The 21,475-nt window shown below is 60.6% G+C and carries 14 protein-coding genes; 5 read left to right on the forward strand and 9 right to left on the reverse strand.

The window, feature by feature from the left end; translation table 11 throughout:
• Window positions 1-4 precede the first annotated feature (4 nt).
• Together MAIT1_RS08515 and rnhA are read right to left on the reverse strand one after the other, a co-directional pair.
• Window positions 5-217, reverse strand: coding sequence for a DUF465 domain-containing protein (locus MAIT1_RS08515; RefSeq protein WP_085441850.1), 213 nt, complete (start codon window positions 215-217; stop codon window positions 5-7).
• A gap of 36 nt (window positions 218-253) precedes the next feature.
• On the reverse strand, window positions 254-796 hold the full coding sequence (gene rnhA / locus MAIT1_RS08520) for a ribonuclease HI (RefSeq protein WP_085441851.1): 543 nt from the start codon (window positions 794-796) through the stop codon (window positions 254-256).
• 476 nt (window positions 797-1,272) lie between these two features.
• On the opposite strand from rnhA, the gene MAIT1_RS08525 reads away from it, so the two are divergent.
• Window positions 1,273-1,815: a transposase family protein gene (locus MAIT1_RS08525; protein WP_085441852.1), complete on the forward strand. Its 543-nt coding sequence runs from the start codon at window positions 1,273-1,275 to the stop codon at window positions 1,813-1,815.
• A 65-nt stretch (window positions 1,816-1,880) separates the two neighbouring features.
• On the opposite strand, the gene ettA is transcribed toward MAIT1_RS08525, so the two are convergent.
• From ettA to glnE, 3 genes are all read right to left on the reverse strand, one after another.
• Window positions 1,881-3,563 (reverse strand): energy-dependent translational throttle protein EttA, encoded by a 1,683-nt coding sequence (gene ettA / locus MAIT1_RS08530; RefSeq protein WP_085441853.1) that lies wholly within the window; start codon window positions 3,561-3,563, stop codon window positions 1,881-1,883.
• A 75-nt stretch (window positions 3,564-3,638) separates the two neighbouring features.
• The gene (locus MAIT1_RS08535; protein ID WP_085441854.1) at window positions 3,639-4,556 is read right to left on the reverse strand and encodes a branched-chain amino acid transaminase; all 918 of its coding nucleotides are present in this window, start codon (window positions 4,554-4,556) and stop codon (window positions 3,639-3,641) included.
• Window positions 4,557-4,707: 151 nt separating this feature from the next.
• On the reverse strand, window positions 4,708-7,776 hold the full coding sequence (glnE, locus tag MAIT1_RS08540; RefSeq protein ID WP_085441855.1) for a bifunctional [glutamate--ammonia ligase]-adenylyl-L-tyrosine phosphorylase/[glutamate--ammonia-ligase] adenylyltransferase: 3,069 nt from the start codon (window positions 7,774-7,776) through the stop codon (window positions 4,708-4,710).
• 59 nt (window positions 7,777-7,835) lie between these two features.
• On the opposite strand from glnE, the gene MAIT1_RS08545 reads away from it, so the two are divergent.
• The 3 genes from MAIT1_RS08545 to acpS are packed head-to-tail and all read left to right on the forward strand — an operon-like array spanning window position 7,836 to window position 12,437.
• Window positions 7,836-11,252, forward strand: coding sequence for a YhdP family protein (locus tag MAIT1_RS08545; protein WP_143814734.1), 3,417 nt, complete (start codon window positions 7,836-7,838; stop codon window positions 11,250-11,252).
• A gap of 46 nt (window positions 11,253-11,298) precedes the next feature.
• Complete coding sequence (pdxJ, locus tag MAIT1_RS08550) at window positions 11,299-12,024, forward strand: pyridoxine 5'-phosphate synthase (RefSeq protein ID WP_085442033.1); 726 nt, start codon at window positions 11,299-11,301, stop codon at window positions 12,022-12,024.
• Between the two features lie 11 nt (window positions 12,025-12,035).
• Entirely contained in the window at window positions 12,036-12,437 is a 402-nt protein-coding gene (acpS, locus tag MAIT1_RS08555; protein WP_085441857.1) for a holo-ACP synthase, read from the forward strand.
• A gap of 23 nt (window positions 12,438-12,460) precedes the next feature.
• On the opposite strand, the gene MAIT1_RS08560 is transcribed toward acpS, so the two are convergent.
• Both MAIT1_RS08560 and MAIT1_RS08565 read right to left on the reverse strand, forming a co-directional pair.
• On the reverse strand, window positions 12,461-14,665 hold the full coding sequence (locus tag MAIT1_RS08560) for a CHASE2 domain-containing protein (protein WP_085441858.1): 2,205 nt from the start codon (window positions 14,663-14,665) through the stop codon (window positions 12,461-12,463).
• A gap of 98 nt (window positions 14,666-14,763) precedes the next feature.
• Window positions 14,764-16,392 (reverse strand): HD family phosphohydrolase, encoded by a 1,629-nt coding sequence (locus MAIT1_RS08565; protein ID WP_085441859.1) that lies wholly within the window; start codon window positions 16,390-16,392, stop codon window positions 14,764-14,766.
• 456 nt (window positions 16,393-16,848) lie between these two features.
• Here MAIT1_RS08565 and metG point away from each other — a divergent pair, with 456 nt between their 5' ends.
• Window positions 16,849-18,933: a methionine--tRNA ligase gene (metG, locus tag MAIT1_RS08575; protein WP_085441861.1), complete on the forward strand. Its 2,085-nt coding sequence runs from the start codon at window positions 16,849-16,851 to the stop codon at window positions 18,931-18,933.
• 140 nt (window positions 18,934-19,073) lie between these two features.
• On the opposite strand, the gene MAIT1_RS08580 is transcribed toward metG, so the two are convergent.
• The gene (locus MAIT1_RS08580) at window positions 19,074-19,886 is read right to left on the reverse strand and encodes a PilZ domain-containing protein (RefSeq protein WP_085441862.1); all 813 of its coding nucleotides are present in this window, start codon (window positions 19,884-19,886) and stop codon (window positions 19,074-19,076) included.
• Between the two features lie 194 nt (window positions 19,887-20,080).
• On the reverse strand, window positions 20,081-21,475 hold the full coding sequence (locus MAIT1_RS08585) for a TatD family hydrolase (RefSeq protein ID WP_085441863.1): 1,395 nt from the start codon (window positions 21,473-21,475) through the stop codon (window positions 20,081-20,083).

The following is a 21,475-nucleotide window of genomic DNA, read 5'->3' on the forward strand; positions in this document are numbered from 1 at the left end:
GCGTTCAGACGCCGGTGTGTTGGTTGAGGATCGTCGCCATCTGATCTTTGAGAAGAAGTTTCTCTTTTTTCAAACGCTCCAGGGTAAAGTCGTCAACGGTGCTGCCGTTCAGGTCGCTCACCTGGTTTTTCAAATCCTGATGGCGATCATACAGCTCTTTGAACGCCTCATTGGTGGTCAGCAGTTCCTGCACCGCTTGCAGTTGATCCTCGAACATAGCGTCTCTCCTGGTGAGTGAAAGATGGTCTGGCCGTTACAACGCGCCTTCGGGGTCGGCATCGGCCAAACCGTTCAAACCGTCGCTGATCGCCCGGCGAGCCAGGGCGTCGGCGGCTTCGTTGCCGGGGTGTCCGGCGTGTCCTTTGATCCAGCGCCATTCAACCGAACGCTGGGCGGCAAGGGCGTCCAATCGTTTCCATAGATCGGCGTTGAGCACGGCGCCGCCGCCGCTCTTGCGCCAGTTGCGTCGCTTCCAACCATGTATCCATTCGGTGATGCCATTTTTGACGTAGGCGGAATCGGTGATCACTTCGGCTTGGCTCCCGCGCGGCAGGCTCTCCAGCGCGCGAATGGCGGCCAGCAGCTCCATACGGTTGTTGGTGGTGCGGGGTGAAAACCCTGCGGCTTGTCCCGCCAAGCCGTCGCGTTCCCACACATACCCCCAACCGCCCGGACCGGGGTTGCCGCTGCAGGCGCCATCGGTGTGAATGATCGTTGTGCTCAGGCAGCCGGATGCTTCCGGCTCATCAGCCTCAAGGTTGGAGAAGAGGGAGGGGGTGTCGTCTAAAGAGGCCATAAATCCCCGAATCGGCGCTACGTGCTTCGACCGGGCGCTGAGTGCGCAACCGGTCGCCGCCAGGTGGCGTTCAGGCGGCGCGTCTTGTGTTTGAATTTTGATGCAATCTCAGATTAGAACGATGCGCATTCGGTTTCAAGCCGCCAATTCTCTTAAGTGACCGTTGCGCTGGCCGACACTGCAAAAGGGGTGTAAGCGTTTTAACAGGGTGTAGGAATCTTGCATAAGTACAACACATTGAATAATTTTATATAAATTAATTTCTGGCCATTTCACGCGCAAGATATTTACAGGCTTTTGCAAGATGAAAAAAACTCAGGAAGAATTGCTAATCATCTGAACTTAAAAGAGGAATTATCTGCGAAAAAACATGGCCCGGAATCTGCGCTTTAGAGAGGCAGCAGCGCGTCGATCCGCACAGTACAAACAGGTTATGGATACGGCGTAAGGGATGGACTGTTGACGGGAGAAAACCGATGGTGACCCAGCACGATTTTCCGCATTTGACCTATCAACTGCTCAAACCCCATACGGAGTTGTTTACCCGCGTATGTGGCATGGAGCTGGCGCAGTTCGCTGAACTGGCGGAAGCGCTGCGTCCTGAGTGGTCCGTGCTGCAGGGCAACAAGAAGGTCTCCGGTCGCCCCTACCGCATTCCCGATCTGGAGAACCACTTGATGGCGCTGATGATCTACTATCGCTTCCGCGCCACCTATCAACTGATCGGCGCCCTCTACGGGGTCAATGAGACCACCGCCATGCGCCGCATCAAGTGCATTGAGTCGTTGGTGAAGGGGCGCTCCGATCTGCGTCGTGAGCGCACCCGTTCGCGGGATATGCTGATTGAAGTGGCTGAGCAGCTGCAGGGCCTGACGGCCCGCGCCGAGCAGGACGCCGCGCAGAGCAAAACGCCGGTGGCGGTGGTGACGCCCAAGCCGGTGTCCACCATGGTCAAAGGCAAGAAGGTGATTTTCCGGCGCTTGCCGCTGGAGGCCAGCCGTCAAAGCGCCTTGGTCTAAGCTGCGCCGATGCGCAGGCGTTGATCTGTCCGGCGACCGTGCAACACGGTCGCCGGACGGTCGCGTCAGTGGGCCAGACGCTTGTACTTGATGCGGTGGGGCTGATCGGCCGCATCGCCCAGACGTTTCTTCAAATCCGCATGGTAGTCCTGATAGTTACCCTCACAGAACACCACCTGTGACTCGCCCTCGAACGCCAGAATGTGCGTACAGATACGATCCAGGAACCAACGGTCATGGGACACCACCACGGCGCTGCCCGGGAACTCCAACAGCGCCGTCTCCAGCGCCTGCAGGGTCTCCACATCCAGATCGTTGGTGGGTTCGTCCAGCAGCAACAGGTTGCCGTTCTCCTGCACCAGTTTGGCCAGGTGCAGACGGTTGCGCTCACCGCCGGAGAGGAACTTCACTTTCTTCTGCTGATCGCCGCCCTTGAAGTTGAACCAGCTCACATAGGCGCGGGAGTTGATCTCGCGATCACCCAGGGTGACGATGTCCTGATCGCCGGAGATCTCCTCCCACACGGTTTTGTCGCCGTCCAGCGCATCGCGGGACTGGTCCACATAGGTGAGCTTCACGGTTTCGCCGAGGATCATCTCCCCCGCATCAGGTTTCTCCTGTCCGGTGAGCATGCGCAGGAAGGTGGTCTTACCACTGCCGTTGGCGCCGATGATGCCCAGAATGCCCCCTTTGGGGATCATGAAGTTCAGGTCCTCCATCAGCAGGCGCTCGCCAAAGCCTTTGCTCAGACCCTTGGCTTCGATCACCACATCGCCCAGACGCGGCCCCGGCGGAATGAACAGGGACTGGGTGTCTTTGCGCTTTTCACGATGCTGGCTGGCCAACTCCTCGTAGGCGGCCAGACGCGCCTTGCTCTTGGCCTGACGCGCTTTGGGCGAGGAGCGCACCCACTCCAACTCGGCGCCGAGGCGCTTGCGGCGGGACTCGTCCTCTTTCTTCTCCTGCGCCAGACGCGCCTCCTTCTGCTCCAGCCAGGAGGAGTAGTTGCCCTTCCAGGGGATGCCCGCGCCGCGGTCCAGCTCCAAAATCCAACCGGCGACATTATCCAGGAAGTAGCGATCGTGGGTCACCGCCACCACGGTGCCGGGGTACTCATCCAGGAAGCGCTCCAGCCACGCCACCGACTCGGCGTCCAGGTGGTTGGTGGGCTCGTCCAGCAGCAGCATGTCGGGCTGGGAGAGCAGCAGACGGCACAGCGCCACGCGGCGCTTCTCACCACCAGACAACTTGCTGATGTCAGCGTCCCACGGCGGCAGGCGCAGAGCGTCGGCGGCGATCTCCAGTTTACGGTCCAGATCCCAGGCGTCGAGGCGGTCGATCTCCTCCTGCAGCTCGCCCTGTTCGGCGATGAGCGCGTTCATCTCATCGTCGGTCATCTCTTCGGCGAACTTGGCGCTCACCTCATTGAAGCGATCCACCAGCGCCTTGACCTCGGCCACGCCCTCTTCCACATTGCCGCGCACCCCTTTGTCGGGATCCAGCTCCGGCTCCTGGGACAGATAGCCCACCTTGACGCCATCAGCGGGCTTGGCGTCGCCGCCGATCTCGGTGTCGATCCCCGCCATGATGCGCATGAGGGTGGACTTACCCGAACCGTTCAGACCCAGTACGCCGATCTTGGCGCCGGGCAGGAAGGCGAGGGTGATGTCCTTGAGAATGGCGGTCTTCTGCGGGCCCACCGTTTTGGTGACCCGCTGCATGGTGTAGATGTATTGATAGCTAGCCATCTGTCATTGCTCCCGATACGACAAAACGGGCCTGCCGTCGCCGGCAAGCCCGTTGTTGATCCCTGTAAAAACCGGTTATTTAACCGGCGTCAGCCACTCGTGATGCTTGGGATAGCGCCCGTGCACCACGTCGAAGTAGAGTTTCTGCACCTCTTTGGTGATGGGCCCGGCGGTTCCTTTGCCGATGGTGCGGCCATCCAGTTCGCGGATGGGGGTCACCTCGGCTGCGGTGCCGGTGAAGAACGCCTCATCGGCGATCCACACCGCATCGCGGGGGAAACGCTGCTCCACCACCTCCAGCCCCAACTCCTTGAGCACCATGATCACCGTGTTGCGGGTGATGCCGTCCAGGGCGGAGTCCAGCGGCGGGGTCATCACGGTTTTGCCGTTGATGATAAACACGTTCTCCCCCGAGCCTTCGGCCACGTAGCCTTCGGTGTCCAGCAGCAGGGCTTCGTCGAAGCCGCAGGCCAGCGCCTCGGATTTGGCCAGAATCGAGTTGGGGTAGTTGCCCACCGCCTTGGCCCGGGTCATCACCACGTTGGGGTGATGGCGGGTAAACGAGGAGGTTTTGATGCGGATGCCATTCTCCATGCCATCCTTACCCAAATAGGCGCCCCACTCCCAGGCGGCGATCATGCCGTGGGTCTTGAGCGGCGCCGGATTGATCCCCATGCTCTCGGCCCCGTAGTAGAACAGCGGGCGGATGTAGCAGGATTTCAAGCCGTTGGCTTTGACGATGTCGATATGCGCCTGCATGATCTCATCACGGCTCCAGGTGGGAGACATGTTGAGAATGTGCGCCGAGTTGAACAGGCGGTCGGTGTGCTCCTGCAGACGGAAGATGGCTGGACCGGTGGCGGTTTCATAGCAGCGCACCCCTTCGAATACCCCCAGGCCGTAGTGCAGGGTATGGGTGAGCACATGGACTTTCGCATCGCGCCAGTCCACCATTTCGCCATCCATCCAGATCTTGCCGTCACGATCCCACATTGGTTTTTGCTCTTGATATGACGCCCCTGCGCGCCTGGATGCGCAAGCCGTGCGTCGTTGTAAAGCGGCTCCTTACGAACCGGATTCATCCAGGCTGGCCGATCATGGTAGCGGAAAACCGGCGCCAAGAAAAGCGCCCTGCGCCGTGATGCTATTGCGCGGGCAACAAATGCTTTTCATACAGGGGGCGCACCCGCGCCATATGCGCCTCCAGCAGCGTGATCACCTCCTGGCCATCCTCCAGATTGCACAGCCGCGCCAGCCGCGCCTGCACCCGCGCATCATCGCGGGCGATGCGGTTCTCCGAACGGTCGTGCAGCAGGCGCAGGCGGTTTTCGATCAAGCGGAAGAAGCGATAGGCGTTCTCCAGGCTCTCCCACTCGGTTTGATCCAGCAGCCCCGCGCGGTAGATGGCGGTGAGCGCCCGCGAGGCGTTGCGGTGGATCACATTGGGGTGGGTGTGGGCGTGGCCGAGGATCAGATATTGAATCAGAAACTCCACATCCACCACGCCGCCGCGCGCTTGTTTGATGTCAATGACACTCTCAGGGGGCTTCTTCTCCTGATAGATGCGCTCGCGCATGGCGTGGACATCGTCGCGTAGCGTCGCCAGGTCGCGCGGTTGGGCGATGACGTCGTGGATGAACTGGCCGACCAGACGCGCGGTATCGGCGTCGCCCACCACCACCCGGGCGCGGGTGAGGGCCTGATGCTCCCAGGTCCACGCCTCATTCAATTGATACTGCTTGAAAGAGTCCCAGGCGCTGACGATGGGGCCGGAGTTGCCCGAGGGGCGCAGACGCATATCCAGTTCATACAGGCGGCCGCCGCGGGTCAGCGCGGTGATGCCGTGGATGATGCGCTGTCCCAGCTTGGCGAAAAACTGGTTGTTGCTCACCGAGCGCTCGCCATCGGTCCAGGATTGCTCGCCGCTGCTGGTGTGCAGAAAGATCAGGTCCAGGTCGGAGCTGTAGTTGAGTTCGTCGCCGCCCAGCTTGCCCATGGCGAGAATGGCGAAGCGGGCGCGCACCCGTTCCCCATCGGCGTTGGTCATCATGGGCGCGCCGTGGCGTTCGGCCAGCTCACGCCAGGCGTCATTGAACACCTGCTCCAGGGAGATGGTGGCGATGGCCGACAGTCCCGCCATGGTCTCGGAGAGATCCGCCAGGCCCCCCAGATCGCGGATCCCCAGGCGCAGCACTTCGGTGTTCTTGAAGCTGCGGATCAGCTCATGGCGGGTCTCGGCGTCATCCACCTGCGTCAGCATCCCGGTGAGCTCCTGACGCAGACGGCTCTGGCCCTGGTACCCGGCGAGAAACTCCTGACTCACCAGCCGATCCATCAGCGCCGGGGTGCGAATGAAGAAGCGCGACAGCAGCGGCGAGGCGCCGAAGATGGGGATGAGCAGATTCAACACCCCCGGGCTCTCCACCAGCAGCGCCAGATAGTGGGGGTGGAAGATCAACTGCTCGAGGAATTCGGCGGCGTGGGTGATGGCCAGGTCAGGGTCGGCGGCGTCCAGCACCGCATCCAATACCCGGGGCGCCAGCTTGTCGAACCAGAGTTGGTCGGTTTCGGTCAGGGCGCTGCGGCGCGGTCCTTCCCGCAGCAGGGTGAGGAAGTCGCGTCCGGCGGCCAGATCCTCCACCCCGGCGGCGATGAGCAGTTCATCACAGCGCGGCGAGTCGATATTGCAGCGCATCAACTCTTCGGCGCGCTCACCCAGGGCCGCTTCCTCGGCGCTCTCGTGGCCGCCGAAGAACAGCTCCTGATAGATGCCGTGCACCTGCTTGCGCACGCTGTCCAGTTTTGCGCGGAATGTCGCCAGATCCATGCCCATGCGGCGACTGAGCGCCTCCCACTCCTGGGTGTCATCATCTGTGGGCAGATTGTGGGTCTGCTGTTCGCGCTCAATCTGAATGCGGTGCTCCACCGTGCGCAAAAAGCGGTAGTTGGCGCACAGCGTTTCGCAGCGCTCGTAGTCGAGAAAGCCGTGCTCACGCAGCAGCCGCAGGGCGGTGATGGTCTCGCGGGTGCGCAACTCAGGGATCTTGCCGCCGTGGATCAACTGCTGGCTCTGGGCGAAGAACTCGATTTCACGAATACCGCCAAACCCCAGTTTGACGTTGCGCCCATAGCCTTCGGCGTTGTTGACCTTGCGGTCGATCTTATGCTTCATCTCGCGGATGGACTCCAGCGCGCTGTAGTCCAGATAGCGGCGATAGACGAACGGGCGCAGGGAGGTCAGGAAGGCCTCGCCCATGGCGATATCCCCGGCTACCGGACGCGCCTTGATCATGGCGGCGCGCTCCCAGGTCTGGCCCCACGATTCATAGTAGGTTTCCGCCGACAGCAGCGGGATGGAGAGGTCGCCGCTCTCGCCCTCGGGGCGCAGACGCAGATCGGTGCGGAACACGAACCCTTCGGCGGAGGGGGTGTGCATCATCTTCATCAACTCCCGTCCCAGTTTGATGAAGAACTGCTTAATGGCGATCTGGCGCGGGCCGGTGGTTTGACCGTCATTGACGTCGTGCAGGTAGATCAGGTCGATATCCGAGGAGAAATTGAGCTCCCGCGCGCCGAATTTGCCCATGCCCAGAATGACGAATCGCGACGGCGCTTCAGAGCCATCCTCCTGACGGCTCATGGGCTCGCCGTGGATCGCCGCCAAGTCGCGGCGCAACCACTGATAACACGCCTCCAGGCAGATCTCCGCCAGCAGGCTGAGGGTTTCGGTGGTCTGCTCCAGCAGAATGTGGCCGGCCAACTCCCGCGCGCCCACGGCGAAAAACAGCCGATGCTTGTGGATGCGCAGACGCTTTTCCGCTTCGGCTCGATCCTTGGTCGCCAGCACGTCCTCAAGAATATCGCGGCGCAACTGGTCGGGATCGGGCGGGAAGGGGGCGTCCATCAATTGCGGGATGAAGTCCGGCCAGCGCCGCACGATGCCGGCCAGAAAGTGGCTGTTGCCTACGCCGATGACGATCAGTCGCCGCCAGTGGGGATCGCGCAATCCGCGCAACAGCGCGGCGCGCTGGGGTGCGTCGACGTCGTTGTGCGCCGCCACTCTCTCCATCTCTTCATAGGGCGCTTGTGGGCGCGCGGTTTGCATGGCCAGTTGACGAATCTCATCCCAAGCCCCATTGTCCAGGTCGAACGCGGCGCACAGCGCCTCCTGGCGCTGCTTGTCGATGAGCGGCGTGGTGTCGTTTTGCGCCATGTTCAGCTCCTATTTTGACTCGATTGATCAAAGGTTTGGCCGGTCGCGCCCACGGATATATGTCGCCACAGCCCCCCTCACCACCGGACACCAAAAAGCGACGCGCGCTCTGGCGCGGCGTGCGCTGGATTGTGCGCGTGGCGGTGTATATCCCGCTGCTGACAATCTTTGGCGTGGTGATGTGGTTGACCTATTTTCCACCGCAAATCAACGAGTACAAGGATGAAATCGTCACCTGGCTGGAAGCGGCCACCGGTTTTCATGCCGAGATCGGTCGTCTGAAACTGGCTTTGGGACCATCCTTGTTGACGCTACAGGCCCACGGATTGACGCTGACTCACCCCCAGGCGGGCGCGGAGCCGGTGGCGCGGGTGCGTTTGGCCACCCTGCGATTGGCGCCGCGCTCGTGGCTCTCCAATCCACGACACATCCCTTTGGAGCTGACCCTGGTGGAGCCGCGCTTTAATGTGGCGCGCAGCGAGCTGGGCAATGTCTGGGTGGGCAATCTGCCGCTGGCGGTGTGGCGCGCCGAAGGGGCGGCGGCGCAGGTGGAGCCCTATCTGGGCGAAAGCTGGGTCAATGAGTGGCTCAACCGATTGGCGGTGGCCATCGTGCGGGTGGAGTCCGGGGTCATGGCGTGGTCCGACGCCTTTATCACTGGCGAGCCGGACGCTCCCTTTACCGCGCAGATGCAACTGCGGGCGATCAAAGTCTGGAACCCCCTCAGCCCCAAGCCGGTGGCGGAGATGGATGGCGTCACCTGGATGCCCGCCAGCGGCGATGAATCGCTCCGCCCCATCCAGATCAGTGGCCGCGCCGAACGCGCCACCTCCGGGCGCTGGCGACTGCAGGCGGCGGTGGGCGGGGCGCGGGTGGCCCATATGGCGCCCTATGTGGCGCAGATCCCCCCCCTTCGGGAGTTGCACGCGCCGCTGGATGTGGCCGCCTCATTGGCTTTGGGCGGTGGCGAGCCCTGGAACGCGCAGTGGGAGGCGCGTATTGGAACCGGTTCGCTCACTTGGAAACCCACCTTTCGTTGGCCGTTTCCTATTCAACAGTTGCGCGCGCGCGGCACAGCGCAACAGGACGCCCCGGGAAAGGGCTGGAGCCTGCGCGCCGACGCCTTCCGCTATCGCGGCGATGGCGATCTGTTCGCCAAGGGGCTGTTCAGCGTCAGCGGGCTCGGGCTTAAGAGCGCGCCGATATTGGACCTGACCGCCACGGCGGGCGGCGCGCCCACCGGCATCGTCAACCGCTTCTATCCGGTCACCTACATGAACCCGAATCTGGTCAACTGGCTGGATACGCGTCTGAAAAAAGGCGGCGTCTCCCACGCCACCGCGCGCATTCGCGGGCCGGTCGACCGTATTCCCTTTCATCGTCCCTCGGCCAACCCCAAGCAGGAGATCTTCCGCATCCAGGGCATGATCCATAATGTGGATGTGAGCTACTTCCCCGGCCTGCCGCCCATTGGCGACGCCGAAGTGATCCTCACCTTCGATAAACAGGTGATGACCGCCGAAGTGAAGCATGCGGATTGGGGCAGTAGCAAACGGGTGCGCGGGGTGGTGCGCATTCCCCATATTCTCAATGGCGATCAGACCGTGGAGGTGGATGCGCGCTGCCGCGCGGATATCGGCGGCGTGTGGCGCGAGGTGATCGCCAACCCCAAATTGAGATGGGACAAACGCGTCGCTCTCAATGGCAGCGATTTCTCCGGCCAAGGGGAGATGAAGTTTCTGCTCACGCTGCCGGTCAACCGCTTGGATGACGCTCAGTACGATGTGTCGCTGCGTATCGATCAAGCCGATATTCGGCCCAATTTTCTCGATGCGCCGCTACAGCGCGTCACCGGTTTGCTGCATGCGGATAATCAGAGCATGACGCTGAGCGACAGCAGCGCGCTGTATAAGAATCGCGCGCTGGCGCTGGACCTGACCGCCGACGCTTATCAGAATCCCGGCGCCACCGACCTGAGCGTCAATCTGGCCACCCATTTCATTACCGATGAGCTGCGCGACTGGCTGGCGCCAGCGCTGCAACCGGGCAAAGGGGCGCTCACCGGCTCCATCCCCGCCCGACTCTCCCTGCGCAAACGTCCCAAGCAGAAGGATTACGCCATCTCCGGCAGTTTCAATCTGGATGGGCTCAGCATTGCGGGCAAACATCTGCTCTACAAACCGCGTGGCGAGCCCGCCTCCTGGTCGTTTGATGGCGCGTTGGACGTAACCGGCGAGAAAGTGACTCTGGCGCGGCTGAAGGGTCAGGTGGGATCGCTGGCGTTCTCCGGTTCGGCGGACTGGGCCTATGGGCGCAATCGCGGTGGACTGCTGCTGGATAAACTCAAATATGGCCGTAATAATGGCGCGCTGAGCATCCAGGCGGCGCTGGATAAAGCGTATGCTCCTCAGCGCATCGCGGTGAATATGGATTGGCGTGTCTTGGATCTGTCCCATTGGCTCACGCGCACGCTTGGCGACTCCACTTCAAACGCGCCAACCAGTTCATCAGCGTCGTCAGCGTCGCGTCCGGCCAAGTCCGCCATTGCCGCCAAGCCGCCGCCGGAGATCACGCTGCACATCGTCGCCGATGAGACCATTCTGGCCAATGACAAGCGCGCGCGGGATCTGGAGGCCCAGGGCGAGTTGCGGGAGAATCGCTTATCTCTGCCGCGCGCCTCTTTCTCGCTGGATGATGCGTCCGCCATGTTGCGTGGTTCGTTCGCCTGGAAAGAACAGTGGGCCAACGGGCCCTATACGGGAGATCTCTTCTTCACCAGCGGCAATCTGGGACAACTCCTCGACGCCTTGGGACTGAGCGACTCTCTACAGGAGGACGAGGCCCAATTGGAGTTTAAACTGGAGGGAGAGCGCCCCCTTGGCGCGCCGTTGTTTGACTCTCTGAGCGGACAAGGCGATCTGCTGATCACCAAAGGGTCGCTGCGTCAGGTCTCCTCTCTAAGCTCTCTATTGGGGCTGTTCTCGTTGCAAAAGCTGCCCAATCTGTTGATGGGGGATCGGCCCGATCTGGAGAGCAACGGCTTCTATTTCGAAACGCTTTCCGGCGGCCTGCGCCTAAGCGACGGCGCGCTGTTCAGCGACCAGGGAGTTACGTTGACCGGCCCGTCGCTGAAGATCGTCGTCAGTGGCGAAGCCAACATCAGTGAGGATCGTCTGAATCTGCTGGTGGGCGCGCGACCGCTGCAGACCTTGGACGCCATCGTCTCCAAAGTGCCGTTGCTGGGCAAGCTGGTGGCCGGGGAGCGCGATGCGGTGTTAGAGACGCAGTTTGGCGTCACCGGTCCGCTGCGCGATCCGAAAGTGCGTCTGAAACCCATGTCCGCCATTGCGCCGGGGATTATTCGCGATATTCTGCACAGCAATCCCAATGCGCCGGATTCGGAAACCGATGCGGAGGATGCGCGCGAACGCTTGCTCGATACCGTCAATCCCAACGCGGCGCAACGACGCGAGTAATTCCGCCAATCCTTGGTTCCGCGCGCGCTGCAACGAGGTGTTCACCATGATTCAACTGGGCGTCAATATCGATCACGTGGCCACAGTCCGACAGGCGCGCGGCGGACGCAATCCCGATATCGTCGAGGCCGGGCAGGCCGCCGAACGCGGCGGCGCCGACGGCATCACCATCCACCTTCGTGAGGATCGTCGGCATATCCAGGAGGAGGATCTGGCGCGTCTGACCCGCTCGCTGCGCACCCGCATCAATCTGGAGATGGCGGCCACCGACGAGATGTGCGAAATCGCCCTCAAATATCGCCCTGCCGACTGCTGCATCGTGCCGGAAAAGCGCGCCGAGCTGACCACCGAAGGCGGGTTGAATGTGGCCGGGCAGTTGGAGCGCATTCGCGATGTGACCCAGCGCCTGTTGTCGGGGGGGATTCGCGTCTCGCTGTTCATTGACCCGGAGTTGGAGCAGATCTCCGCCGCCTACGCCGCCGGGGCGCCGGTGATCGAACTGCACACCGGACGCTATGCCGACGCCGAAACCGCCGAGACGCGGGAGAAGGAGTTGGCGGCGATTCAAATCGCTGCGCACCAGGCCCATGCGCAAGGCATCATCGTCCACGCCGGGCATGGGTTGGACTACCACACCGTGCAGCCCATCGCCGCCATTCCCAGCATGCAGGAGCTCAACATTGGTCACGCCATTGTGGCGCGCTCGCTGATGTGGGGCATGGAGGAGTCAGTGCGGCGCATGAAGGCGCTCATGCGCGAGGCGGCGCAGTAGGGCGTGGCGGCATGATCCTAGGCATCGGTGTGGATATGCTGGAGATTGCGCGACTGGAGCAGGCGGTGCAGCGCCACGGAGAACGCTTTCTGGCGCGTCTTTTCACCCCCGCCGAGCGCGCCGTTTGCGCGCAGCGCGCGCGCGGGGCCATGGCCTGCTACGCCAAACGCTTCGCCGCCAAGGAGGCGCTGGTCAAGGCGCTGGGCAGCGGCTTTCGCGATGGTCTGTGGTTTACTGATATCGAGGTGCTCAACGACGCTCAGGGTAAGCCGGTGACGCAATTGAGCGGCCCCACTCTGGCGCGCCTGCAAGCGCTGTCGCAGGGGGCGGGGAGGGGAGAGACGCGCATTCACCTCAGCTTAAGCGATGAGCGTCGCTACGCTATCGCCCAGGTGGTGATTGAGGCGGCGTAAGTTCTCCCCCACAGAGGATCGAGTCATTTGCTGGTGTGGGTGAACACCCCATCCCAATCTTCGCCCGGGGGGGTGTCGCGGAATAGCGCGATGCGCTCCAAGTAGACTTTGTAGATCAGACGGTTGGATTCCTGCTCGCTGAGTTGTTCAAACGCGCTCTGGGCCGCATCCCACTGCTGCTCGCGGTAGAGCGCCAGGGCGGCGTGGTAACTCTCCACCTCGGCGGCGCGCGCGCTCTCCAACTCCTTTTTAAATCCGACCGGCTCATAGATGGTCACCGGTTCGGCCTTACCCTTCACTCGCACCCGATCCAGATCCCGACACAATGCCACATCGCGCACATGGGCCTCAGTGGTTTCGCCGATGATGATCTCCACGCCGTACTGTTTGGTCAGCCCCTCCAGGCGCGAGCCTAGATTCACCGCATCGCCCAACACCGTATAGGCCATGCGAAACTCCGAGCCCATGTTGCCCACGTTCATGGGGCCGGTGTTGATGCCCACGCCAATCTTCAGTTCGGGCCACCCCTTGGTCTTGAACTCCTCGGAGAGCTTGCGCATCCCTTCGATCATTTTGAAGGCTGATTGCAGAGCGTGTTCGGCGTGCTGGTCATCCTGAATCGGCGCGCCCCAAAACGCCATGATGGCGTCGCCCATATATTTGTCAATGGTGCCGCGATTTTCATGAATCACCCTGGTCATGGGGGTGAGGAAGGCGTTCATCAACTGCGTCAACTCATCGGGCTTTAACCCTTCAGAGATGGTGGTGAAACCACGCACGTCGGAGAACAGCACGGACATCTCCCGGCTCTCGCCGCCGATGGAGAACTCCTGCCCGGACTCATTCATCTCATCCACCAACTCGGGTGGAATATACTGCCCGAACACCTTGGAAATCTGACGTTTGCCTTGGCTCTCCAGGAAGAACCCCAAAGACATGTGCAGCATGAACATGGTGACGATGAGCAGCACCGTATTGGCCAGCGGCGCCACCACCCCCTGACTCCACAGATAGAGATTGCCTGCCCCCGCCAGCAGCAACAGCACGACACACAGCACGCTGGTGAGCATTGGGGAGACGCGTGGCAGAGTGAAAGTCAGCAGGAGCCCCAAGAGCGCCAATACGCCCAACTCGAACATCACCAGAATCGGCGGTTCAGAGCGGATGCGGCCATCAAGGATGCCGCTGATGATATTGGCGTGAATCTCCACCCCAGGGTAGACGTTCTGCACCGGCGTGGAGCGCAAATCCAACAGACCTGGCGCTGTGGCGCCCAGGAGCACGATGGTGGATTCCAACTGCTCAACAGGCGTTTTGTGCGATAACACGTCGGCCACGGAGATATATGGGAAGCTCCCTTGTGTGCCCAGAAATGGCGTCAGCACCGCCATATTGCTATCCACCGGGATATCCAACTCGCCGATGGAGAGCATCCCTTCGCCCATGGCCAGCGGCGGACTGCCCAACACGGTATGTACTAAAGAGAGCGCCAGCGAGGTGTAGAGTTCGTTGTTATACTCCTGTAGCACCGGCACGCGGCGAAACACGCCATCGTCATCCACCAGGGGATTGTCGAAGAATCCGCCGGTGTAGGCGGCCACCTGCAGTTTTTGCAGATTGGCGCCATAGCTGCGCGCTTTGACCGGCGTAATGAGCAGCGACTCCGCCTCGGTGAGAGCCGCCATGGGCAGGTAGGAGGGGGGCAGTACGCCCACATGGGAGTCGTCGTTATACGGTTTGAAATAGTACCCCATCACCACCGGACGATCGCGCAGCGCATCGGCGAATTTCGCGTCATTGTCCAAACTGACGCGGACTTGTTGATAAGTCTGCTGGAAGGCGGAGTCATCTTTGAGGTTGGTGGCCGCTAATTGATCCAATACTGGCAGCGCATCGCTGTTGTCGGCCTCGGCGAAGACTACGTCGAAGCCCATGGCGGCAATGCCGTAATGGTCGAACAGCGTATTGACCAGACGCGCCAGCTTATCGCGGGACCAGGGCCATTGGCCCAGCTCCTTGAGGCTGCGCTCGTCAATATCGACAATGACAATGCGCGGATCGATCTCGTTGGGGAGAGTGGCGTTCAGGCGAGCATCATAGAGGAAGTTCTCCAGATGGGCCACCGGCGCCAGATGCAGCAGCCCAGAAGAGTTCATCAAGAACAGGGTGAGTATCGCCGCACTCAGAATATGCCGAATCAGATAGCGCCGCGCGGGGGAAATCACCATGCCTCTCTCCTGGCTGAAACTGAATTATGTCAAATCCCGTATCCTGCGCGCCTGGGTTCAGGCGCGCCTGAGAGCAATTGATTCGTTCCGGTCCGGGGTCAAGCGCCGACGTCGTAGCCAGGGATCTTGGCGGGATCGACATCGTCGATCTGTTTCGGATCCAGATACTCTTCGGCATAGCGCAGGAACACTTTGTCATCGATGAAGACTTGAAACAGATCGGCGTCGACGTGCTGGTCCTTTTTCATGAAGCCGAGAATCTTGAGCGCCTGGGAGAGGGTTTTGCCCTCTTTATAAGGACGGTCGCGCGCCGTGAGCGCCTCAAACACGTCGGCGATGGCCATAATGCGCGCCTGCACCGACATCTGATCTTTGGTCAGGCCGTTGGGATAGCCGGTGCCGATGAGCGTTTCATGGTGATTGCCGGCAATCTCCGGCACGCATTTGAGGTGGTTGGGGAAGGGGATCGCCGAGAGCATCTTGATGGTGGCCACCACATGGTGGTTGATGATCTCACGCTCCTCTTTGGTGATGGTGCCGCGGGCGATGTTAAGGTTGTAGACCTCGTCATCAGAGAGGAACGGCGCATCCTCGCCTTGTTCATTCACATAAGCGTGCTTGGCGATGGCGCGCACGCGCTCCTGGTGTTCATCGGACATGAATTCGCCGCCAATATTGGCGGTGCGGATGAATTCACGGTCGTCATCCAGTTGCGCGATCTTATCGTTATACTCGGCTTCCAGTTGCGCAGCGTGTTCGGCGTCGCCACCCTGCATGGCGGCCAGTTTGGCCTCCAACATGGCGATTTTGGCGTCGCGTTTAAGCACCTCAAAGCGGTGATCCACCAGATGCACACGGTCGAAGATGGTCTCCAGCTTGGTGGCTTTGTCCACCACCTCGGTGGGCGTAGTGACCTTGCCGCAGTCGTGCAACCAGGCCGCGATCTTCAGTTCGTACATCTGCTCTTCGGTAAGCTTGAAGGCCGCCAGTTCGCCGTAATCGGAGCGACTGGCGGCGTCGGCCAACATCTCCGCCAACACCGGCACGCGGTGGCAGTGGCCGCCGGTGTAGGGGGACTTGTCGTCAATCGCGTTAGCGATGGCTTGGATGAAGGCTTCGAAGAGTTTCTTCAGATCGTTGATCAGACGCTGGTTGGTGAGCGCGATGGCCGCCTGGGAGGCGAGGGACTCGGCCAGCTGTTGGTCTTCGATGGTGAAGGCGCGGATTTGATTGTCGCCGAGATTTTTGGCGTTGATCAGCTGCAGCACGCCGATGAGGTCGTTTTCGTGGTTCTTCAACGGCACGGTGAGGAACGACTGCGAGCGGTAGCCGGTCTTCTGGTCGAATGCGCGGGTGCCGGAGAAGTCGAAGCCTTCGGCCTCATAGGCGTCGGGCACATTGACCGTTTCGCCTTTGATGGCCGCATAGGCGGCGATCATCTGCAAGTTGGGCTGATCATTCTTATACAGCGGCAGAGTAGGGAAGTTGATCGGCACTCCGGTGGTGCCGCCCATGGCGATGCCCAGCGAGTCGGTGCGGATGATCTCGAACTTGAGTTGCCCATCTTCAGTTGCGCTATAGAGGGTTCCGGCGTCGGCGTTGGTCAGCTCCTTGGCGCCAAGCAGAATGGTCTCCAACAGGCGATTGGTGTCCTTCTCCGACGACAGCGCAATGCCGATCTCGTTGAGTTTCTCAATCCGTTTGAGGAAGTCGTCCTGGGCTTGCATGTTCACGGAGGCTCCTTGGCGAATAGCAAAGCGCCGAGCAGGCTGAAAATGGGGGTATCCGTCAGGCTAGCGCCAGAATGTGTGCGGCAACCTGATGATAAGATAAAAAAGATCCACACCATTATAGACAAAACTGCGTCTATCACCAGCATCCGCGCAAGAGTTTTGCAGGATTTGATGGGTGACAGCCCCATCTATCTGATTTCAAATGGGATCCCTGATATGGAATTCCGCATTACCGTATTTGACATAATACATCTTATGCGTCTTTAGGGCCCAGGGGCGGCGCCAGGGCCTTCTGCGGCTTGCCCTGGGGCGCTTTGCGTCCTACACTGGCGCGCCTGTGTATCTGAATGCAGACGATGTTATGTCAAATGCCATTACAACTCATTTGACGTCATCGGCTGGCCAGTGTTCCCGATTACGCCATCATAAATCCCATGAGAGTCTGACGCCATGCGCCGAATTCTGGTCACCAGCGCCTTGCCGTACGCCAACGGTCACATCCATTTGGGCCATCTGGTCGAATACGTGCAAACCGACATCTGGACCCGATTCCACAAACTGATGGGACGCGACTGCGTCTATGTCTGCGCCGATGACACCCATGGCACGCCCATCATGCTGCGCGCGCAAAAAGAAGGCGTTTCGCCGGATGATCTGGTGGCGCGCATGCACGACGAGCATCTGGCGGATTTCCGCGCCTTTGGCATCGGTTTTGACGAGTACTACACCACCAACTCACCGGAGAATCGCACGCTCTCCGAAGAGGTCTATCTGAAGAACCGCGACGCCGGCCACATCCACACCAACACGGTGCGTCAGGCCTACTGTGAACATGACGGCATGTTTCTGCCGGATCGCTTCATTCGCGGCATCTGTCCCAGCTGCGGCGCCGAGGATCAGTATGGCGACAGCTGCGAAGTGTGCAGCGCCACCTACTCGCCCACCGACCTCAAAGAGGCCCGTTGCGCCGTGTGCGGCTCCGCCCCGGTGGAGAAAGAGTCTGAGCACTACTTCTTCAAACTGGCCGACTTCGACGCATTTTTGCGGGATTGGACCGCATCAGGCGCGTTGCAGCCGGAGATGGCGCGCAAACTGGGCGAATGGTTTGAAGCGGGCCTGCGCGACTGGGACATCTCCCGTGACGGCCCGTACTTTGGCTTTGAGATTCCCGATGCGCCGGGCAAGTACTTCTATGTGTGGTTGGACGCGCCCATCGGTTACATGGCCTCCACGCAGAAGTTCTGTGAGCGCACTGGCGCCGATTTCGACGCCTACTGGCGCCGCGCAGACGAAACCGAGGTGTATCACTTCATCGGTAAGGATATTCTCTACTTCCACACCCTGTTCTGGCCGGCGATGCTGCATGGCGCAGGCTTTCGCACCCCCAACGCAGTGTTCGCCCACGGCTTTTTGACCGTGGACGGACAGAAGATGTCCAAATCCCGCGGCACCTTCATCAATGCGCGCAAATATCTGGAGTTTCTGAACCCGGAATATCTGCGCTACTACTACGCCTCCAAACTCACCGCGCGGGTGGACGATATCGACCTCAGTCTGGAGGACTTTGTCGCCAAGGTGAACAGCGACCTGGTGGGCAAGGTGGTGAATCTGGCCTCGCGCACCGCCGGGTTCATTCACAAGCGCTTTGAGGGTCGTTTGTCCGACGCCTACCCGCAGGATGACGAGGGGCTGTTTGCCCGATTTGCCGCTGCAGGAGAAGAGATCGCCGGTCTCTATGAGAGCCGCGAGTACGCCAAGGCGATGCAGGCGATTATGCGTCTGGCTGACGAAGCCAACCGCTTTGTGGAGAGCCGCGCGCCGTGGACCATGGCCAAGGACCCGGAACAGGCCGAGGCGCTGCACGGGGTGTGCAGCATCACGCTGAACCTGTTCCGTAGCTTGATCATCTATCTCAAACCGGTGCTGCCGGGATTGGCCGCCAAGGTGGAGGCGTTCCTGGACGCCGAGCCGCTGGTGTGGGCCGACGCCGCCACACCGCTGAGCAATCACCAAATCAAGAAGTTCAAACACCTGATGACCCGGGTGGAGACGGACCGCGTGGATGCGCTGGTGGCCGCTTCCAAAGAGGAGTCCCCCTCCCCTGCCCCGGCGTCGAATTCCACCGCAACCCAGAGCAAAACGGACGACAAGACAATGGCGGAACAAGAGCAGAGCAAACGCCCCGAAGCGTGCGGCCAGCCGCTGGCCGATGAGATCGACATCAACGCCTTTATGGCGGTGGATCTGCGCGTGGCGCGCATTGAAGAGGTCAATCATGTGGAGGGCGCCGACAAGCTGATTCAGATGACCCTGGACGTGGGCGATCTGGGCAAGCGCAACGTGTTTGCGGGCATCAAGTCCGCCTATGCGCCGGAGGATCTGGTGGGGCGCCTGACGGTGATGGTGGCCAATCTTAAGCCGCGCAAAATGCGCTTTGGCCTCTCCGAAGGGATGGTGCTGGCGGCAGGCGATGGCGCGGGCATCTACATCCTGACGCCGGATAACGGCGCCGCGCCGGGGATGCGCATCAAGTAAGGCCCCTCCCCTGGCCTGCCAATGCTGACGGGCCATCGCCAAACCCTTGGCGTGCTGTTGCACAATCAAAGAAAAGGCCCGCCAGAATGAATCTGGCGGGCCTTTTCCTATTTGCCACAGGCGTGATGGCGAAGCGGTGGTTAGTCCTTAAACAGGCGGGTGCGTTTTTTCAACGTCTGCCGCTGCACCCACGCCACCATCTCTTCAATCTGTTTGGCCAATTCATAATTCCCAATCATGAAGCGGCAACGGTAGCCGGTATAGCCCTCTTTGGAGAACTCGCCAATGAGCATGGCGTCGATGCGGATGGGTTTGCCTTCGGGCCAGTGAATCACCACTTCAGAGCGCGAGCCGTCGGTGATGCGCGGCAGATCCTTTTTCACCGGATAGAAGGCGAGCCCGCCCGTGCCAATGTCATACGCTTTGGCGTCGAACTTCACCCCGGAGGGACGAATAATCTCCAGATTCAGCGCCCACTTTGGATCGATCTTGGCGCGAATGACCGCGCGTTTTTGCGGCTCCTGCTCCAGTTTGGCGGGAAAGCTGAGCTGGATGATTTTCGATTCGCGCACCTTCTGGAAGCGCAAGCGCGCTCTCACCAAGGTGGTGTCGGTGAACATCTGCGCATCCACGTAGACGGCGTTGCGGATCTTGATGTTGCCGATGGGCGGGTCAAGCGCAGCGATGAGAACGTAGCGCGCCTCTTTCAGATAGATCGTGTTCTCGTGTTCGCGCTCAAAATAGGTGTAATAGGTAAACGGATCCTGTTCGCCAATGGTCAATTGGACGGGAAGATTGTCCTCAATGGCCTTGATGATGATGGAGATGATCTTCTCGACATCATCAACCGTGCCCTCTTTGAGGAGCTTTGCGGCGGCGTCCTCCTGCTTGTCCCCTTTGCCGGAGATCAAGCTTTTGAGGAAGCCCTTGCCTTTGCTTTTGCCCGAAGACACGTGACGTCAATCCCGTTTGGAAAGCCTAAGCAGGGTTGCGCCAATTGACGCTTTCCCGCACCAGACACATGCGCATATACTATCGGTTGTTGCGCGCGTCAACTTGATGAAATCTGCGCCTTCGTCAGACAAATGGCTTGCTTGACGAGGTATGCGCCAAGGATTGAGCAAGTTTGACGCCAGTTCCTCCCAATCTATCCGACTCTATCGAGATCGCGCGCTCGGAACGCCACTCCCAACTCATCTTGCGCGATGCGTTGACACGCCGCGATGTCCACGCCGTCCAAACCATCAATGGCGGTGGCGGTGACATGGGGCACATGGCGCTTCACAGCCGAAATAAATTGTTTCACCGCAGCGTAGGAATCTTCAAAAGCGGGCTGACAATGGCGATCATAAACCGCCTGCTCCTGAGCGTTCAATGAAATGGAGACTGAATCGATGAGTCCGGCAAAGCGCGGGGTGACATCTTCGCCATACACCCGGTTGGCCAGTCCATCGGTATTCAAACGCACCCGCTTGCCCATCTCCTGAATGCGTTTCGCCAGCGCCAGCATCACCCCCAGACGCAAAGTGGGCTCGCCATAGCCGCAGAACACCACTTCGGAATAGGCCGTCAAATCCCCCATGGCGCGGACCACCTCCTCTTCTGATGGCGCGCTCTTGAGCGTCAGGTCGTAGTCATGCACCTGCGGGCTGCTCCACTTGGGACAAAACGCGCACTTGAGGGTGCAGCCTTGGGTGATGTTCAAATAGAGCTTGTCGCCAATAGGATAGGCCAGGAGCCCCTTATCGGAGACCGCTTGCTGGGCGCCGTATCCATCGGTAATGCGGAACAGTCGCAGGTAGTTGCGCGTGGTGGCCAGCGCCACCTCCTCCACATCCATATCACGCGCCTGGGCGATCACCTCGGCCACCCGCGCCACATAGGCCGGTTCATTGCGTCCGCCACGATGCGGCGTTGGGGCCAGATAGGGCGAGTCGGTCTCAATGAGGATGCGATCCAATGGCGCCCAGGCGACGATCTCACGCAAATTGGCGGCGTTGCGGAAGGAGATGATGCCGGAAAAAGAGAGTGAAAAACCGAAATCCAGCGCCCAACGCGCCATCTCCTCACTGCCGGTGAAGCAGTGAATCACGCCGCCGCAGCGGTCGGCGCCCTCCTCCTCCAGGATTTTGCGGGTATCCTCCTCTGCATCGCGGGTGTGCACCACCAGGGGCATTCCCTCCGCCACAGCGGCGCGGATGTGCAGCCGAAACGACTCCTGTTGCGCCTCACGGGGGGCCTTGTCGTAGAAGTAGTCCAGACCGGTCTCGCCGATGGCGATAACCCGCGGATCCTGACAACGCTGACGAATCTGATCAACAGTAATTGGTTCGAGACCGGCTTTGTGGGGATGCACGCCGGTGGTGGCGGTGACGCCGGAGCGACCCTCCGCCAGCGCCAACAGGGCGTCTGTTTCCGCCAGTGAGGTGGCGATGAGATTGATGTAACGCACGCCGCGCTCCTCGGCGCGGGCAAATACCGCTTCAATATCTGCGCTGAACGCATCAAATGTCAGATGCGCATGACTGTCCGCCAGCAACAT

The organism is Magnetofaba australis IT-1, assembly GCF_002109495.1.
GTDB classification, from domain to species: domain Bacteria; phylum Pseudomonadota; class Magnetococcia; order Magnetococcales; family Magnetococcaceae; genus Magnetofaba; species Magnetofaba australis.

What these genes read in the sequence shown, in the direction of transcription:
- MAIT1_RS08515 (WP_085441850.1), bottom strand. Translation starts at nt 217, where the DNA reads ATGTTCGAGGATCAACTGCAAGCGGTGCAGGAACTGCTGACCACCAAT.
- rnhA (WP_085441851.1), bottom strand. Translation starts at nt 796, where the DNA reads ATGGCCTCTTTAGACGACACCCCCTCCCTCTTCTCCAACCTTGAGGCT.
- MAIT1_RS08525 (WP_085441852.1), top strand. Translation starts at nt 1,273, where the DNA reads ATGGTGACCCAGCACGATTTTCCGCATTTGACCTATCAACTGCTCAAA.
- ettA (WP_085441853.1), bottom strand. Translation starts at nt 3,563, where the DNA reads ATGGCTAGCTATCAATACATCTACACCATGCAGCGGGTCACCAAAACG.
- MAIT1_RS08535 (WP_085441854.1), bottom strand. Translation starts at nt 4,556, where the DNA reads ATGTGGGATCGTGACGGCAAGATCTGGATGGATGGCGAAATGGTGGAC.
- glnE (WP_085441855.1), bottom strand. Translation starts at nt 7,776, where the DNA reads ATGGCGCAAAACGACACCACGCCGCTCATCGACAAGCAGCGCCAGGAG.
- MAIT1_RS08545 (WP_143814734.1), top strand. Translation starts at nt 7,836, where the DNA reads ATGTCGCCACAGCCCCCCTCACCACCGGACACCAAAAAGCGACGCGCG.
- pdxJ (WP_085442033.1), top strand. Translation starts at nt 11,299, where the DNA reads ATGATTCAACTGGGCGTCAATATCGATCACGTGGCCACAGTCCGACAG.
- acpS (WP_085441857.1), top strand. Translation starts at nt 12,036, where the DNA reads ATGATCCTAGGCATCGGTGTGGATATGCTGGAGATTGCGCGACTGGAG.
- MAIT1_RS08560 (WP_085441858.1), bottom strand. Translation starts at nt 14,665, where the DNA reads ATGGTGATTTCCCCCGCGCGGCGCTATCTGATTCGGCATATTCTGAGT.
- MAIT1_RS08565 (WP_085441859.1), bottom strand. Translation starts at nt 16,392, where the DNA reads ATGCAAGCCCAGGACGACTTCCTCAAACGGATTGAGAAACTCAACGAG.
- metG (WP_085441861.1), top strand. Translation starts at nt 16,849, where the DNA reads ATGCGCCGAATTCTGGTCACCAGCGCCTTGCCGTACGCCAACGGTCAC.
- MAIT1_RS08585 (WP_085441863.1), bottom strand. Translation starts at nt 21,475, where the DNA reads ATGTTGCTGGCGGACAGTCATGCGCATCTGACATTTGATGCGTTCAGC.